Source organism: Catenuloplanes indicus (assembly GCF_030813715.1).
In the GTDB taxonomy this organism is placed as follows: Bacteria; Actinomycetota; Actinomycetes; order Mycobacteriales; family Micromonosporaceae; genus Catenuloplanes; species Catenuloplanes indicus.
On record NZ_JAUSUZ010000001.1, the window covers coordinates 888,838 to 903,600 of the forward strand.

Here is a 14,763-nt window from a genome sequence, read left to right on the forward strand (position 1 = left end):
TCACTCCAGCATCCGTTGCAGTTCCCCGATCCACCTCTGGCGGGATTGGTCCGGCACGTCCGCTTGCATCGCGTGGACCGTCACGAGGACAGCGCGGGCGCTGCGCCGCCGCACATACGTGCCCACCTGCGGTGACCAGCCACTGGTGACCGCATGGACCGCGGCGTCGCCGGCGTGCCGGATCTCGTCCGGGTCCTCGCCGAGTACCGCCGCCAGCTGGAACCGGCTGATCGCGGCGGCTATCGAGTAGGCGCGGTCACCGTCGGCCACGAAGGTGGTGGTCGCGTCCGCGAAGCGCGCCATCAGCGGCTGCACCGCGTGCATCAGCGTCTCGTTGACCCGGTCACGCACCAAGTTGCTCTGCCGGGCCAACCCGTCGGCGTGGGTGTGCTGCCAGGAGGTCATCGTGCGCGTGGGGTGACCCGGATGGATGCGATAGTGCCAGTAGGGGTCGACCAGTGGTGGCAGCGACGAGCGGTCGAGCAGCACGACGAGATCACGGCGGTCGCCGAGCCAGACCGCTCGCGTCTGCAGCGTGAAGACCACGGCCCACCAGGCGACTGTCCCTAACATCGCCTGCCAGAGCAACGCGTGCCGTCGCCAGCTCAGCGCCAGGTCAACAGCACCCGGAAACAGCTCACTCGCCCGCACCCCGCCGTTCAGCACGACCGCGAGCAGCAGCAGATTCAAGTCATACACCGCGTACCGTTCCGGCACCGGCAGCGTCACGGGTACATAGTCGCGCACGTCCTGATCGGTAGGCCGCCGGTCGAGCCGCTGGAACAACGTAACCGGCAGACTCCGCACCGCGTCCGCACGGTGTTGGGTAGCGAGACCGGCCACGAACGCCAGAACGGACTCACGGTTGGTCAGCGGCGCGAAGGACAACAGTGCGTGCAGCTGATGGTCCCGGCAGCCCGTCGAGCCGAACACCGCACCAGCCGCGTCCATCTCCTCCCTCGCGAGTTGCTCGATCAGGCGCACGGTCAGCCGCGCGATCAGATACTCACCGAACGTGGCGTGAAGAAACTCGTAGGTCCGCAGCCGGGCACCGGCCTGATTCGCCTCGCTGCGCTGCATGAAGAAGAAGCGCCCGACCAACTGCTCCGCAGCACCGAGTTTCCGCCGGAAGTCCCCGGCCAGCTCGACACGGCGATCCGGCATCAACGCGCGCAGATCCGCGTCCAGCTCGTGCTCGGCGATCCACTGGCGATTCCGGTTGAACATGCCGAACGCGGCCACGGAGAGGCGGAGCAGTTCCGCCTCGACCAGCGCGGCGAGGGTCACCTCGTCCGCCGGCTCGTGCGTCTTGCTCACCTCACGCCGAGCGAACGTGGTGAGCAGGCGCTCGTAAAGGGCGCCCTCGTCAAGGGCCTCGCCGGCGGCGCGGAGCGCGTTCGCGTCCGCGTCGTAGAGCGCCAGCATCATCAGTAGCAGCGGTTGTCCGGCCAGCTGGGGCTGCCGCAACACCACCTCCGCGTCGAGCACGGCAAGCCCGCGGCCGTGCAGCGCAGCGGTGTTCGCCGTGTTCCAGATGGCGAGCCACCGCTCGACATGCGGCCGACGGAACGGCTCCAAGCGCAGGCACAGTGTGCCAGCCGGCGGGCGGGCCCGGTCGGCGACCGCGGTACGGCTGGTGACCAGCACCACGACCGGCCGGCCAAGGTCGGCCTCGCGTCGTTGGAACGCGGCGACCTTGCTTAGGTAGTCGGACTGGCTGACGCCGGTGGCTTGCAGCAACTCGTCGAAGCCGTCGATCAGCACCACCGGCAGCGCCGGCCCCGCCGCACGGACCAGCGCGGGCCAGGAGAGTGTTTCGCCGGTGGCGGCACGGACCGCGTACTCGATCTGGTCCTGCACGTCCGCCTCGGCCGGGACCTCTCGCAGCACCACGCGGACGGGCAGGAAGTGGCGCGCATCGAGACGCGCCGCGAGGATCCGGGTAAGTACCGACTTCCCGGCCCCCGGCTGGCCCAGCACCAACAGCGGCGACTCCGTGGCTCCTGGCGTGGTCAGGTGGCTCGCCAGGAACTCGGCAAGGTCGGATCGGGCCGTCACCTGCTCCCACCAAGCCTCCTCGGCCGGCGACCCGGCCGCGGCCACCTGATCCAGCCAAGCCTCGCCGGCTGAGGACGCGGTCGAATCGACTGTGCGGATCCGGAAGTCCGGGTCGACGTAGCCGAGCGCGAGCGTGGGGATGGTGAGGTCGCCGGAGACGGCACCATCGGAGAGGATCGGCCGATCCAGCGCGGCTTGCCAGGCGCGGACGAGGCTGGCGGCCACGTCGCCGGGTGTGTGCTCCGAGGCGATCGGCGCGAGCACCGTCTCGATCCGGGACAACGCGGTACCGATCTCCCGTTGCCGCGTCTCAGCGGTCCAGAAGCCGAACTCGGGTGCCTCCACGACGAGCCGACGATGAAGGTCGGCATAGCGCTGTTCCGCGGCCTTCGGTAGATAGGCGAACGCACGGTCGGATGCACGACGGTCGGCTCCATTCAGGTTCTCGAAGACCCTGAGGTTCCGTACGAACTCGATGAGATTGAGCGCACCGTGGCTGTACCAGAGGAACAAAGCGGCCTCGAACTCCGCGTGGTCGAGATGCGGAACGGGTATCGGCACGGCGCCCGCCACTACGTGACGGACACCGTCGTTCGCTTCGAGGATGCGACTCCGCTCCTCCGCGGTGAGCCGCAGGTCGCGTGGGTCGAACGGCAGGCCGATGTCGTCCAGCGCCTCGAAGAACGCGGTCACCACGATGATCGTGTGTGCGGCCTGTAGGCGCTGTGTCCGGTCGTACCGTGAATAGCCCTTGATCCTGTCCCGGAGCCCGGTGATCAGCTGGCTGCCGAGCCGGACCGCCTCACCCTTGGCGTCGAACAGGCTGATCGCCAGCTCGCTGCCGCCGCCCGTGGCCGCCAGCAGCAGCCCGCCCAGGGCCCGGTCGAGCGCCGTGACCAGCGGTGACGACCCGCCGAGCAGCTTCACCGCATCCGCGTAACCCAGCTGTGTGGACATCGACGCAGCGTATGACAGCCCCGCTAGCTGTCCGGCGGGGACAGATAGCGCCACGCGGCGGACAGATGGGCGTTGCCCGGACGGGAGCGGCGTGCCCAGCATCGGGGACACGACCGTTACGGAGAGGGGTTCCCATGTCTGTCGCACTGCTGTCCGCCCTGGACGAGCTCACGCCGCGGGCACTCGGCGAGCTGGCCGGCGAGCCGGAGGTGGCGTTCGGCGACGTTCAGGAGGCGTTGCTGTCCGCGGATCGCTGCCCGGCCACCTGCGGGCCGTGCAGTAGGGGCACCGAGTTCTGCGACGCCACCGGCCGCACGCTCTCCTGACGATGACCGGCTGGTTGTCCGCACCGTACGTCCGGGAGCAGGTCGCCGGTGCGTACGACCACGAGTACACCGTCGCCGGCACGCCGGAGTGGACGTATGCCCGGCGGGACGTGCCGCTTCCCGCGCACGGCTGGAAGCTGCACGTCTCGGCGCGGGCCGGGGACCTGCCGGACCTGGCCGCGGTGCTGGTGCCGTACCTGCTGGCGGAGCGGCACGACTTCAAGCTCGCGGCCGGCACCGCCGCGCTCGCCGCGATGAACGACGGCTACGAGCACCCGGCCACGGTCGGCAAGGCGTTCACCGTCTATCCGGAGCCGGACCGGGTGCGCACGCTGGGCCTGGCGCTGGCCCGGATGCTGCGCGGCCGGATCGGGCCCCGTGTGCTCAGCGACCGGCGTGTCGCCGCCGACGCGCCGGTCTATTACCGGTATGGGCCGTTCGTGAACCAGTGGTTCGCTGGTGCGCGCGGCGTGCTGGCCGTGCAGATCCCCGGCCCGGGCGACGCCCGCTTCGACGCGATCGCCACGCTGCACTACCGGCAGCCGGACTGGGTCAGCGATCCGTTCGGGCCCGCACCGGCCGCGCCGCAGCTGCTCGGCGGCCGGTACACCGTGGACGACGGCATCATCCGGTCCGCGCACGGTGACGTGCTCCGCGGCCGGGACACCGCGACCGGCGACCGGGTGGTGATCAAGCAGGCCCGGGCGTACGTCGGCGAGGCGCGTCTGCGGCTGCGCAACGAACGCCGTGTGCTCGGCGCGCTGGACGGTGTCGGCGGCGTGCCGCGCTTCCTCGACCACTTCGCGCACGGCGACGACGAGTTCCTGGTCAGTACGGATCTCGGCGGCGACAATCTGCAGACCCGGATCATGACCGGCGGTGCGCTCGGCCTGTCCCCCGCGTTCACCCGGCTCGCCCACGAGCTGGCCGGGATCGTGTGCGCGCTGCACGACCGCGACGTGATCATGCGGGACGTCACGCCGCGCAACGTGGTCGGCACCGGCCTGGTCGACTTCGGCATCGCCGCGCTGCACGGGCTGCATCCGCGCGGCGGCACGCACGGCTTCGCCCCGTCCCGGCAGATGCGCGGCGCACCGGCCGTGCCGGAGGACGACGCGCACGCGCTCGGCATGACGCTCGCGTTCGCCGCGACCGGCCTGGTACCGGTGATCGTGGAGACCGAGGACGGGCTGTCCGCCGCGCGCATGCGCTCGTCGGTGACCGCGCTGCTCGGGCCGTCCGCCGGCGTCCTGCTCGACCTGATCAGCGGTGACGGACCGGTCGCGCTCGCGGCGCTGCGCGCGCTCGCCGCCGGCTCGCTCTCACTCACGGGACCCCGCCGGGGGTACGGCCGGCGACCGTGCCCGGACGTACCCGCGCTGCGCCGTCACGTTCTCCGGGTCGTCTGCGAGCAGGCGCCGGGAAGGGTGCTCGACGCACCGGAGTCGGCGTACGCGTCGTTCGACGCCACGCTCTACACCGGCAGCGCCGGACTGGGCCTGGAGCTGCTGCATCATCGGGAGTTCCCGGCCGTACCCCCGCTGCTGGACAGGCTTTTCGAGCATGCGGGGCGAGCCGCCCGGCGCTTCCCGCGGCCGCCCGGTCTCCACCTCGGCTCCACCGGCACGCTGCTGTTCCGCGCGCGGATGGGTGACCCGGACGCGGCCGCGCCGGCCACGCCGTTCGACGCGGCCGATCCGCACGACGACATCATCAGCGGCATCGCCGGGTGCGGTATCGGGCATCTGCTGCGCGGCGACCACGCCGCCGCCCGCGCCTGCGTGGACGCGCTGCTGCGGCCCGGGCCGATGCGGCTGTCCGTGACCGACACGCCGTCGCCGAGCACCGAGCCCGCGTCCAGCTACGCGCACGGCACCGCCGGGGTGCTCGATCTGCTGCTGGAGTACGTGGCCGCGACCGGCGACCCGGCGGTGCGCACCGAGGCCCGGCACCGTGCGGGCGTGCTGGCGCACACCGCGGCGGACCTGATCGTCCGGGCCCGCCGCCGCGGTGCCGTGCCGCTCGCGGTCTCCTGGTGCCAGGGCCTGGCCGGGATCGGCCGCGCGCTGCTGCACGCCACCACGGTGCTGGGTGCGGGCGAACGAGGCGACGCGCGTTTCGCGGAGTTGGCGCTGGCGGCCGCGGAGGTCTGCGCCGAGTGGGTGCCGCGCATGCAGAATCCGGGACAGTGCTGCGGCCTGGCCGGTGTCGGCACCTATCTGATCGACTGTGCCCGGCACACCGGCGACGGCCGCTGGCTCGACGCGGCCCACGACGTGGCCCGCCAGCTGATGCGCCGCAGCCACGGCCCGGACGACGCGCCCAGGTTCGTCGATCTGGACCGGCAGGACGCGCCGCTGTCCTGGTCCGCCGGCTACACCGGCATCCTGACCTTCCTCCGCCGCCTCGACGACCCGGCCGCACCGGGCCTGCTGGAACCGTCAGCTCTCCTGGCCGAGTAGTTTCCGCAGCTCCGCGTGCATGCTGACGACCTCGATGCGCGCGTCCAGGAAGCCGCGCCGGTAGTCCGCGCCGGTCTCCGGGTGTTCGGCCAGGTCGGCGTCCCGGCGCCCGTCCAGCGCGTCGACGCGGCCGGCGTTGTAGGCCAGCAACGCGTCCTCCATGGCGATCCTCCTCGTGACGACGACGGCAGTCATTCTGCCCGCCCCGATCAAGCTCGCCACCAGGCATTTCGGCGTTCCGGGCAGCACTCGGACGCGTCACCGCTGTCGGACTCCCGACACCGCCCTCACTCGGCGGTACGACGTGCCCGTTCGTAGTGCCGGCGCGCCTTCAGCTTGTTGCCGCAGGTCGCCATCGAGCACCAGCGGGCGCTGTTGGACTTGCTGCGATCGAGCAGGAACAGCTCGCACTCGTCGTTCGCGCACGGCCGCAGCCGGCCCGGTGCGGCGCGGCGCAGTTCGTCCCAGGCCAGGACCGCCTCGACGACGAGCGCGCGGGCGCCGTCGGCGTCGATCGCCCACACCACGCCGTCCGCGGTGACCGACGGCACCGAGCGCACGCCGTCGAGCAGCGGCGCCAGCGCGGTAGCCGGACGCCGGCCCCGAACCACGTCCTGCAGCAGGTCACGCGCGGTGCGCAGCGCCCGCCGGCCGGCGTCCGGCAGCTCCGGCCACGCCTCGTCGAGCCGGTCCGTCCGTACCCCGTCGATCACCGGTGCGGTGTTGAGCAGTGTCAGCAGGAACGCGGTGTCCGCCATTTCTAACCCCCATAAGCCTCTTGACAGGTTACCGCATCCGATGCTTGGCTCTAACCATCAAAGTTACTTATGGAGGTTAGAAATGCCCGAGATCCACCACCGGTATGCGACCGTCGACGGCCGGCGCCTGTTCTACCGCGAGGCCGGCGACCCGGCGCAGCCCGCGTTCGTGCTGCTGCACGGCTTCCCGACCAGTTCGCACATGTTCCGCACGCTGATACCGCTGCTGGCCGGCGACTTCCACGTCATCGCCCCGGACCACCTCGGCTTCGGCCTCTCCGACGCCCCGCCGGCCGCCGAGTTCGACTACTCGTTCGACGCGCTCGCGGACCTCACCGAGGCCCTGCTCGACCAGCTCGGCATCGACCGCTACGCGATCTACGTCCAGGACTACGGCGCCCCGATCGGGTGGCGGCTCGCGCTGCGCCGGCCCGAGGCGATCACCGCGATCGTCACTCAGAACGGCAACGCGTACGAGGACGGTCTGGTCCCCTCGTTCTGGTCCCCGGTCCGCGACTACTGGGCCGCACAGACGCCGCAGACCGAGGCCGGCGTACGCGGCGCCCTCACGCTGGACGCGATCCGCTGGCAGTACCTGCACGGCGTCCCCGACGAGACCCTGGTCGACCCGACCGCCTGGTGGCACGACGTCACGCTGATCGGGCGCCCCGGCAACGACGAGATCCAGCTCAAGCTGTTCCTCGACTACGCCAGCAACCTCGCGCTCTACCCCCGCCTGCACGACTACTTCCGCGCCGGCGGAGTCCCGCTGCTCGCCGTCTGGGGCCGCAACGACGAGATCTTCGGCCCGGCCGGCGCCCACGCGTTCTCCGCCGACCTCCCGCACGCCGAGGTCCACCTCCTCGACGGCGGCCACTTCCTCCTGGAGACCGCGGTCGACGAGGTCGCCGTCCTGATCCGCGATTTCCTCACCCGGCGTCTGCCGCACTGAGCGAACAACAACACGATCACGGCGGTACGGGCCGCCGGCGCTTCCCGCAGCGCGGCCGGATCGGTACGGCGGCGAGTCAGGCGAGGAGCTTCTCGCGCATGGTCTTGCCCGGGTTGAACTGGCCGACGATCTGCTGGCCGGTGGGGAGCAGGACGTCGATGGTGTTGTTGCGGCGCATCAGTTCGCGGACCGGCTTCGGCAGCGGGGGCTCCTGCGGCATCGCGTTGCGGATGTCGGTGGCGGTCTGGATGAGACGGTCGGCCAGCATCGCGGAGTCCGCGTCGACCCGGACCCGGCCGAACTCCCACCCGCAGATCAGCAGGTCGAGGCTCTCGAAGAGATGGGTGAGCGTGGCGTACGAGTCGGCCACGTCGACGAAGCGGTGTGCGTTGCGGCCGATGACGGTTGCGGCGGCCTGCACGTGGATGTAGGGGTGCAGGCCGCCGGCGAGCGCGAACAGCGGCCACTGCATGGCGTGGCCGGCTTCCTTCCAGAGTGGCCGGTAGTTGCGGCGGTCGACGATCAGGCGGTGGCCGCTGCGGCGGTAGATGTCGGCGCACTGGGCGGCGAGCGCGTCGTTGGCCGTGTCGGCGAACTCGCGCATGATCGTGGCGGCGGCCATCAGGCCGTCGTCGCCCTGCAGGAACGGGCCGACGGCGGCCGCCTGGTCCGGGAAGCGGCCCTGCACGTGTGCGCCGAAACCCTGCCGGACCTGGGCGAGGATCTGCGCCTGCTGGCCGGGGTCGTGCTGGACCTTCCGCTTACCAAGACCGAAAAGTCGCATGTGCCCTCGTTTCGACCGCGCCGGTAAACGGGAGTCATGTTAACGAAGATCACCGCGGACGGTCTCGGCGCGGGTCCGGAATCCCCGAAAGTGGATCCCGGACCCACGGTACGGTCAGGCCGTGACCAGGCGGCGGCGCGTCCCGCTGCGGGCGACGACCGCGTCGTACAGCTCGGCCGGGGTGAGCGTGGCGTACCAGGGCTCGCCCGGCGCCCGCTCGTACCGTTCCATCGAGATCAGGAACGTGGCCGCGTAGCCGGTGCTGAGCGCGATGAACGCGCCGGCCCAGGCCGCGATCGCGACGTGCTCGCCCTGGACCAGCCGCACCACCGCGAGCGTGAGCACGGCCAGGCTCGCCAGCGCGTAGAGCCGGTAGGTGTTCTTCAGCGCACCGCTGGAGGTGCGGTCGGTGCGCTTGACCGTGACGCCGAACTTCCGGTCGTCACCGATCAGCGCGCGAAGGGCCGAGATCATCGGTACGGTGTCCGCCACGCCGAACGCCTCGCTGTGCAGCAGGTGGTAATGGCCGCGGCCGAAGACCACCACGATCCACACCGACACGACCGTGAAGGCCAGGAACGCGAAACCATATTGGCTGTACGGCCCGGTGACCGGCGCGACGCCGGTGATCAGTGCGGCCAGCGGGGCCAGCAGGTAGAGCACGCGCGTCGGCCCCTGCAGGTGCGTGACCATCGCGCTGAAGTAGTTGAGCCGCTGCCAGCCGGTCAGGCCACGTACGCGCAGCGGCGAATCCGGGTGCCGGAACAGCAGGCGCAGGCTGCCGGCCGCCCAGCGCCGCCGGGTCCGGTAATACTCGCGCAGGTTCTCCACTTCGAGGCCGTACGCGAGCGACTCGCCCAGGTAGATCGACTTCCAGCCGCGGGCGTGGATGCGCAGCGACGTGTGGATGTCCTCGGTCGGCGTGTCCGGCGCGAACCCGCCGGCCGAGTCGATCGCGGCCCGGCGCAGCATCGCGGACGTACCGGTGTAGATCGCGCTGTTGGTGTAGTTCTTGGTCGGCTGGATGCCACCGTAGAACATGCCCTGCTCGTGCCAGCCCCGGTCGCCGCGGAACGTGAACGACTCCTGGTTGTAGAAACTCTGCGGCGACTGTACGAAGCCGACGCGCGGGTCGTCGAAGTAGCCGACGGTCCGCTCGATGAACTCGGGCAGCGGTATGTGGTCGGCGTCCAGCGTGACCACGAACTCCGCGTCCGTGTAGCGCAGGCCGTTGTTGAGGTTGCCGGCCTTGGCGCCCTCGTTCGTGGTACGCGCGACGTAGCGGGCGCCGTGCCGGGCCGCCATCTCGCGCACCTCGGGCCGGTCGCCGTCGTCGAGCACCAGCACGTCCCGCACGCCGCGCACGCGCATCGCGCCGATCACCGTGGGTTCGAGCACCAGCGGCGGCTCGTTCGCGGTCGGGATCAGGATGTCGACCGTCTCCCGGACCTCTTCGACGGTACGGGGTGCGGCGCTCGCCGCCCTGCGCAGTGTGAGCATGAAGCAGATCGAGGTGAGCACGCCGAACAGCTCGATCAGCCAGGCGGCCGGGCCGTACCAGACGGTCCAGTTGACCACCGCGGTCCGCCACACCACGAACGCGGTGGCGAGCGCGAGGAACGTCCAGAACAGCGCGGGGAACCAGCGCGGGTCACGGTGCACGATCACGACGGGACCTCCTCGGTCACGGTGCGGGCGACCCGGTGCGCCTCGGCGCGCACCAGGGCGGTGAAACGGCCGCCGAGCCGGAGCACCGGCGGCAGCAGCCGGGCCTCGGCGATGCTGTGGTCGTCGTAGGGCAGCGCCAGACCGGCGATCGGAAGCCGCTCCCTGACCTCGCCCGGCGTGTCGTCGCCGGACACGCCGATGGTGAGCACGTCATCGTGTCCCAGGACCACGGACAGCCGGGCACCGGCGAGCGCGCGCAGCAGCTCCGGATAGGCCGCGTTCGCCTCGAAGTCACCGAGTGCGCAGGCCAGCTCGACGTCGTGGCCGGGCCAGCGGCGCAGGAAGTACCGGTAGTTGACGGTCTCGGTGCGCCGGTTCGCCGCGACGTCGCGCACGTGCGGCAGGTGCACGCCGTAGAGGTCGCGGCCCATCACGATCGGCGTGCCGGAGCGGCTGACCCGGTACGCCCATTCCAGGTCCTCCACGCCGTATCCGGTGAAGGCCTCGTCGAAGAACGGCGTGGTGTCCCGGCGCAGCGCGATCAGCGCGGTCCAGGCGAACGACCACGGAATCACCTGCGGCGTGCGCAGGCGTGGGTCGTCGTGTACCGACGGCCGGGCCTGGAGGTCGTCGAGGACCTTGCGGTAGTGCTCCCACGACCGTGCGACCACGGACGTCACGTCGCCGGTGTTGTTGTCGTAGTCGAGCATCTGGCCGACCACGCAGACGCGCTGCCCGTACCCGAAGTGGCGCTCCCAGAGGGTTTCCAGCGACCGGGACGGGAGCGTCATGTCCACGTCCATCAGCACCACCACCTCGCCGGTGGCCTGGCGCAGCGCCAGGTTGCGGGCCGCGCCGACCTTCCACGGCGCGGCGGAGAGCACGGAGACGACGTTCAGCGTGGCCGTGAACTCGCGGCAGATCGCCACGTACTCCGCGCTGTACTCCATCGCGCCGATCACGACCTGCGGGCGGAGCGTCTGCTCGGCCAGCGACGACAGCGCCAGCCGCAGGTTGTCCGGCCGCCCCCGGTACGGGATCACCACGCTGATCTCAGGCACCGTGCTCACCCGGCATCAGCAGCACCTTGCAGCTCGCCTCCGGCGCCGCGCCCACCGACCGGGCGTCGATGTCGCAGCCGAGCGCCGCGAACCCCTTGCGGTAGTCGGCCAGCGGCACCGTGTGGCTGATCAGCCGCTCGGCCGGGACCCGGCCGGAGACGATCAGGTGGAACGCCTCCTCGAACGAGCCGTGCAGCGAGTCGATCGAGCCGATGATGTTCAGGCTCCGGTCGCCGATCAGCATGGTGTCGATCGCGGCGACCCGCTCCTTGAGCCCGATCGACATGAACGTGCCGCCCGGCGCCATCCGGGGCAGCAACTCCTCCAGGAAGTGCGACGTGGTGTCCACGACGATGTCCAGGTCGTCGGCGTCGCTCAGCGAGGCGACGGCCCGGCTGCCGGCCGGGAGCCGGTCGCGGGCGAAGTCGAGCCGGGCCGGTGACCGCTCGACCACGGTCGGGGTGAGGCCCTTCAGCGACAGCATCCAGGCGTAGAGCAGGCCGAGCGGGCCGGCGCCGATCACGTACGTGTTCATCGCCAGCGACGCCGGCTGGATCTTCCGCACGCCGGTGACCACGCAGCTGAGCGGCTCGGTCAGCGCGGCCGCGCGCAGCGGCACATGATCCGGGACGCGGTGCACGAACGCGGACGTGGTCCGGTACCGCCCGGCGAACGCGCCGTCGTAGCTGACGCCGCTCTCCGTGCCGTGCTTGCCCACGCAGTGGTTGATCCGGCCGGTCCGGCACATCCGGCAGCGCCCGCAGTACGGCGTCGGGTTGATCACCACGCGGTCGCCGGGCGCGATCGTGGTGACGCCCGCGCCGACCTCGGCCACGATCCCGGACGCCTCGTGACCGAGCGTGACACCGGGGACCGCGACCGGGTAGGCGCCGGAGACGATGCCCAGGTCGGTGCCGCAGATGCCGCAGTAGGCGATGTCCACCACGACGTCGTCGTCGCCGATGACGTGCAGGTCGGGTACGTCCGCCAGGTCCACGTTCCACGCCGATGCGAAGGTGAGCGCCTTCATGATCCCTCTTCCTCGAACGTCCGCAGGGCCGCGCGCAGCCGGTCCAGCAGGTCCTCCACCTGCGACGGCGTGATGATCAATGGTGGGCGGACCTTGACCGCGCGGCCGAAGCCGTACCGGCTGCCGCGCATGATCAGGCCGTGCCGCTTGGCGACCGGCAGGAACCGGTGCACCGCGTCCGCGTCCGACAGGTCGAACGCCTGCATGAGCCCGACGCCACGTGGGTGGGAAACGGTTACATGATCGCGCGCGAGCGCGTGCAGTCCGTCCAGCAGCGACGCCCCCACGGTCGTCACGTTGTCCAGCACGTCGTGGTCGCGGATGTAGTTGACCGTCTCCTCCAGCGCGGTCAGCGACAGCGGGTTCGCGCCGGCGGTGCTGGAGTGCTCCCACGGTTCGAGCACGTCCAGCTCCGGCCGCATCAGCACGCCGGCGACCGGGATGCCGACGCCGCCCGCGCCCTTGGCGAACGTGATGATGTCCGGGCGCAGCTCGTGCGCCACGCCGGTGGAGGCGAAGAACGTGCCGGTGCGGCCGAAGCCGGTCTGCACCTCGTCCGCGACGATCAGGATGCCGAGGTCGTCGCAGACCCGGCGCAGCTCACGGAAGTAGCCGTCCGGCGGCACCAGGTTGCCGCCGTTGCCGAGCACCGGTTCGATGATCAGCGCGGCGATCCGGCCGCTGGACGCGTACTCCGCGAAGTCCGCGACCCGGGTGGCGCAGAGCATCCGGCACCGGTCCGGCGTCTGGCCGAAGAAGCAGTTCGCGCAGTCCGGCGCCGGGACCTTCACCGAGCCGGGGAACGGCAACGTGAACGACCGGTGCCGGAACGCGTTGCCGGAGACGCCGGTCGCGGCCACGGACTGGCCGTGGTGGGACAGGAACAGCGAGAAGACGTCGGTGTTCCCGGTGGCCTTCTGCGCTATCCGGATCGCGGCCTCGTTCGCGGTCGAGCCGGTGATGTCCCGGAACCAGAACGCGCCGATGTGCGGCGGGAGATATTCGCGCATCGATTCAAATATGCGCGCCGAGGCTTCTCTCGTGTGCTCGGACGTCAGGTGGGCGAGGCGATCCAACTGCCGGTGAAGTGCGTCGACAACCTCTTTGGCGGAATAGCCGAGCGAAACGTTGAACGTGCCGGACGCGCAGTCGATGTACTGCTCGTCATGTGCGGTCAGATAGATTCCGTTACCCGTGTACTCGGCGAGATGCGAGCTCAACGGACGGCCCCCTCTTTCGACTTTCGCGCAGGATTTACCGGTGGTTCACCCGCACCCAGCGGGTACCACGACATTACGGACAAGTTGCTGCTCGACCCGGGTCTCCCCCTCTCCATGGAAACGCTCCCACGCCTGCACATCCACTCCCGGGCGATGCGTGGGTGGCGATGGGCCCACAGTGCCCCGCGGTTTTCGCATTGGCAAGGGCGCGTACTTTTTCATCGACGCTCGCAAATCGTTGACAATCGGCGACCAGCGGCGGTAACCGCAAATACACCGATGTGCGCTGAGTCACTGGAGAATCTGTGTCCGGCAAGGACATTTCCGGACGCGGAACTGAATATGACGGTGCGATTTCACTGTCGCCGACACGACACCCGGCATCGGGTCATACCACCGGAGTCATGGTCAAAGTGATTTATTGACACCCATAAACCCCGATGCGAGGGTACGCACGGGCGGTCCACCCCCGAGCCGTCCTCGCCCCGCGGAAGGGATCCTCCATGCAGCTTCGACGGGCACTCGCGCTCGGCGCCGCCGCGCTCGCCGCCGTCCTCTTCGGTCCGAGCCTGCCGGCGACGGCCGCGTCGGCCGCTCCCGCGCTCGCCGCCGCCACGCTGGCCTCGACGATCTCGCTCAGCAACTGCTCCGCGTCGCTGGTGCGCTATCCCACCTCGGTCAGCGGCGACCGCGCGATGATGCTGACCAACGGCCATTGCTACGAGGGCGGCTTCATCAACGCCGGCACCGTGCTGCGCAACGTGTCCAGCACCCGGCAGGGCACGCTGCTCGACGCGACCGGCGGCGCGCTCGGCCGGGTCCGCGCCGACCAGGTCCTCTACGCCACGATGACCGGCACGGACGTCGCGCTCTACCGGCTGAACACCACGTTCGCGGCGCTGCAGAGCCAGTACGGCGCCACGCCACTGACCATCGCCGCCGGCCGCACCTCGGCCGGCACGTCGATGTCCATCCCGTCCGGGTACTGGAAGCGCGTCTGGAACTGCGCGGTCGACGGCTTCGTGCCCACGCTGCGCGAGGACCGGTGGACCTGGCGCGACTCGATCCGGTACAACGCCGGCTGCGACACGATCGGTGGAACGTCCGGCTCCCCGATCGTCGACAACGCCACCGGTGCGGTGATCGGCGTCAACAACACCGGCAACGAGTCCGGCGGGCGCTGCACGCTCAACAACCCGTGCGAGGTCGCGGCGAACGGCGCGGTCACGGTGCTGCAGGGCCGCGGCTACGGGCAGCAGACGTACTGGTTCACCACCTGCCTGACCTCGTCCCGGACCATCGACCTGACCCTCTCCGGCTGCCTGCTGCCACGCTGACCGACCGGCCGGCCGCGCCCGTACCCGCCGGGCGCGGTCCGCGTCACCCGGCCGGAACGTGCCACGGATCCGCCGTACCCGTGATACCGTCGCCTCGTTGCAGTTTTGATTTCCGTAGACGTTGCGATGTGTGAATCGACAGCGCCGGTT

At 70.6% G+C, this 14,763-nt stretch carries 12 protein-coding genes; 4 read left to right on the forward strand and 8 right to left on the reverse strand.

Going from position 1 to position 14,763, the window contains the following annotated elements:
- On the reverse strand, positions 1-3,015 hold the full coding sequence (locus J2S42_RS04195; protein ID WP_307235383.1) for an NACHT domain-containing protein: 3,015 nt from the start codon (positions 3,013-3,015) through the stop codon (positions 1-3).
- 134 nt (positions 3,016-3,149) lie between these two features.
- Between J2S42_RS04195 and J2S42_RS04200 the strand changes: the two genes are divergently transcribed.
- Together J2S42_RS04200 and J2S42_RS04205 are read left to right on the forward strand one after the other, a co-directional pair.
- Positions 3,150-3,341, forward strand: a complete 192-nt coding sequence (locus J2S42_RS04200; RefSeq protein WP_307235384.1) for a hypothetical protein — start codon at positions 3,150-3,152, stop codon at positions 3,339-3,341.
- Between the two features lie 2 nt (positions 3,342-3,343).
- Complete coding sequence (locus J2S42_RS04205; RefSeq protein ID WP_307235386.1) at positions 3,344-5,803, forward strand: class III lanthionine synthetase LanKC N-terminal domain-containing protein; 2,460 nt, start codon at positions 3,344-3,346, stop codon at positions 5,801-5,803.
- Here J2S42_RS04205 and J2S42_RS04210 read toward each other — a convergent pair.
- Positions 5,783-5,965, reverse strand: a complete 183-nt coding sequence (locus J2S42_RS04210) for a hypothetical protein (RefSeq protein ID WP_307235388.1) — start codon at positions 5,963-5,965, stop codon at positions 5,783-5,785. The two genes, J2S42_RS04205 and J2S42_RS04210, sit on opposite strands and share 21 nt — an antisense overlap.
- 125 nt (positions 5,966-6,090) lie before the next feature.
- Positions 6,091-6,561 (reverse strand): CGNR zinc finger domain-containing protein, encoded by a 471-nt coding sequence (locus J2S42_RS04215; protein WP_307235390.1) that lies wholly within the window; start codon positions 6,559-6,561, stop codon positions 6,091-6,093.
- An 82-nt stretch (positions 6,562-6,643) separates the two neighbouring features.
- On the opposite strand from J2S42_RS04215, the gene J2S42_RS04220 reads away from it, so the two are divergent.
- Positions 6,644-7,513, forward strand: a complete 870-nt coding sequence (locus tag J2S42_RS04220; RefSeq protein ID WP_307235391.1) for an alpha/beta fold hydrolase — start codon at positions 6,644-6,646, stop codon at positions 7,511-7,513.
- 76 nt (positions 7,514-7,589) lie between these two features.
- Here J2S42_RS04220 and J2S42_RS04225 read toward each other — a convergent pair whose 3' ends face one another.
- From J2S42_RS04225 to J2S42_RS04245, 5 genes are all read right to left on the reverse strand, one after another.
- Positions 7,590-8,297, reverse strand: a complete 708-nt coding sequence (locus J2S42_RS04225; protein ID WP_307235394.1) for a hypothetical protein — start codon at positions 8,295-8,297, stop codon at positions 7,590-7,592.
- Positions 8,298-8,411: 114 nt separating this feature from the next.
- Positions 8,412-9,965 carry a glycosyltransferase gene (locus J2S42_RS04230; RefSeq protein ID WP_307235396.1) on the reverse strand — a complete coding sequence of 518 codons (1,554 nt, stop codon included), beginning with the start codon at positions 9,963-9,965 and terminating at the stop codon, positions 8,412-8,414.
- A complete protein-coding gene (locus J2S42_RS04235; protein ID WP_307235398.1) occupies positions 9,962-11,035 on the reverse strand; it encodes a glycosyltransferase family 2 protein in 1,074 nt (357 codons plus the stop codon). Before J2S42_RS04235 ends, J2S42_RS04230 begins: the two co-directional genes overlap by 4 nt.
- Positions 11,019-12,056: a zinc-dependent alcohol dehydrogenase gene (locus J2S42_RS04240; RefSeq protein WP_307235400.1), complete on the reverse strand. Its 1,038-nt coding sequence runs from the start codon at positions 12,054-12,056 to the stop codon at positions 11,019-11,021. The genes J2S42_RS04235 and J2S42_RS04240 overlap by 17 nt, the downstream gene beginning before the upstream one ends.
- Positions 12,053-13,276, reverse strand: a complete 1,224-nt coding sequence (locus tag J2S42_RS04245) for an aspartate aminotransferase family protein (protein WP_307235401.1) — start codon at positions 13,274-13,276, stop codon at positions 12,053-12,055. The genes J2S42_RS04240 and J2S42_RS04245 overlap by 4 nt, the downstream gene beginning before the upstream one ends.
- Before the next feature lie 503 nt (positions 13,277-13,779).
- On the opposite strand from J2S42_RS04245, the gene J2S42_RS04250 reads away from it, so the two are divergent.
- The gene (locus J2S42_RS04250; protein WP_307235404.1) at positions 13,780-14,613 is read left to right on the forward strand and encodes a S1 family peptidase; all 834 of its coding nucleotides are present in this window, start codon (positions 13,780-13,782) and stop codon (positions 14,611-14,613) included.
- The last annotated feature ends 150 nt before the right edge of the window (positions 14,614-14,763 follow it).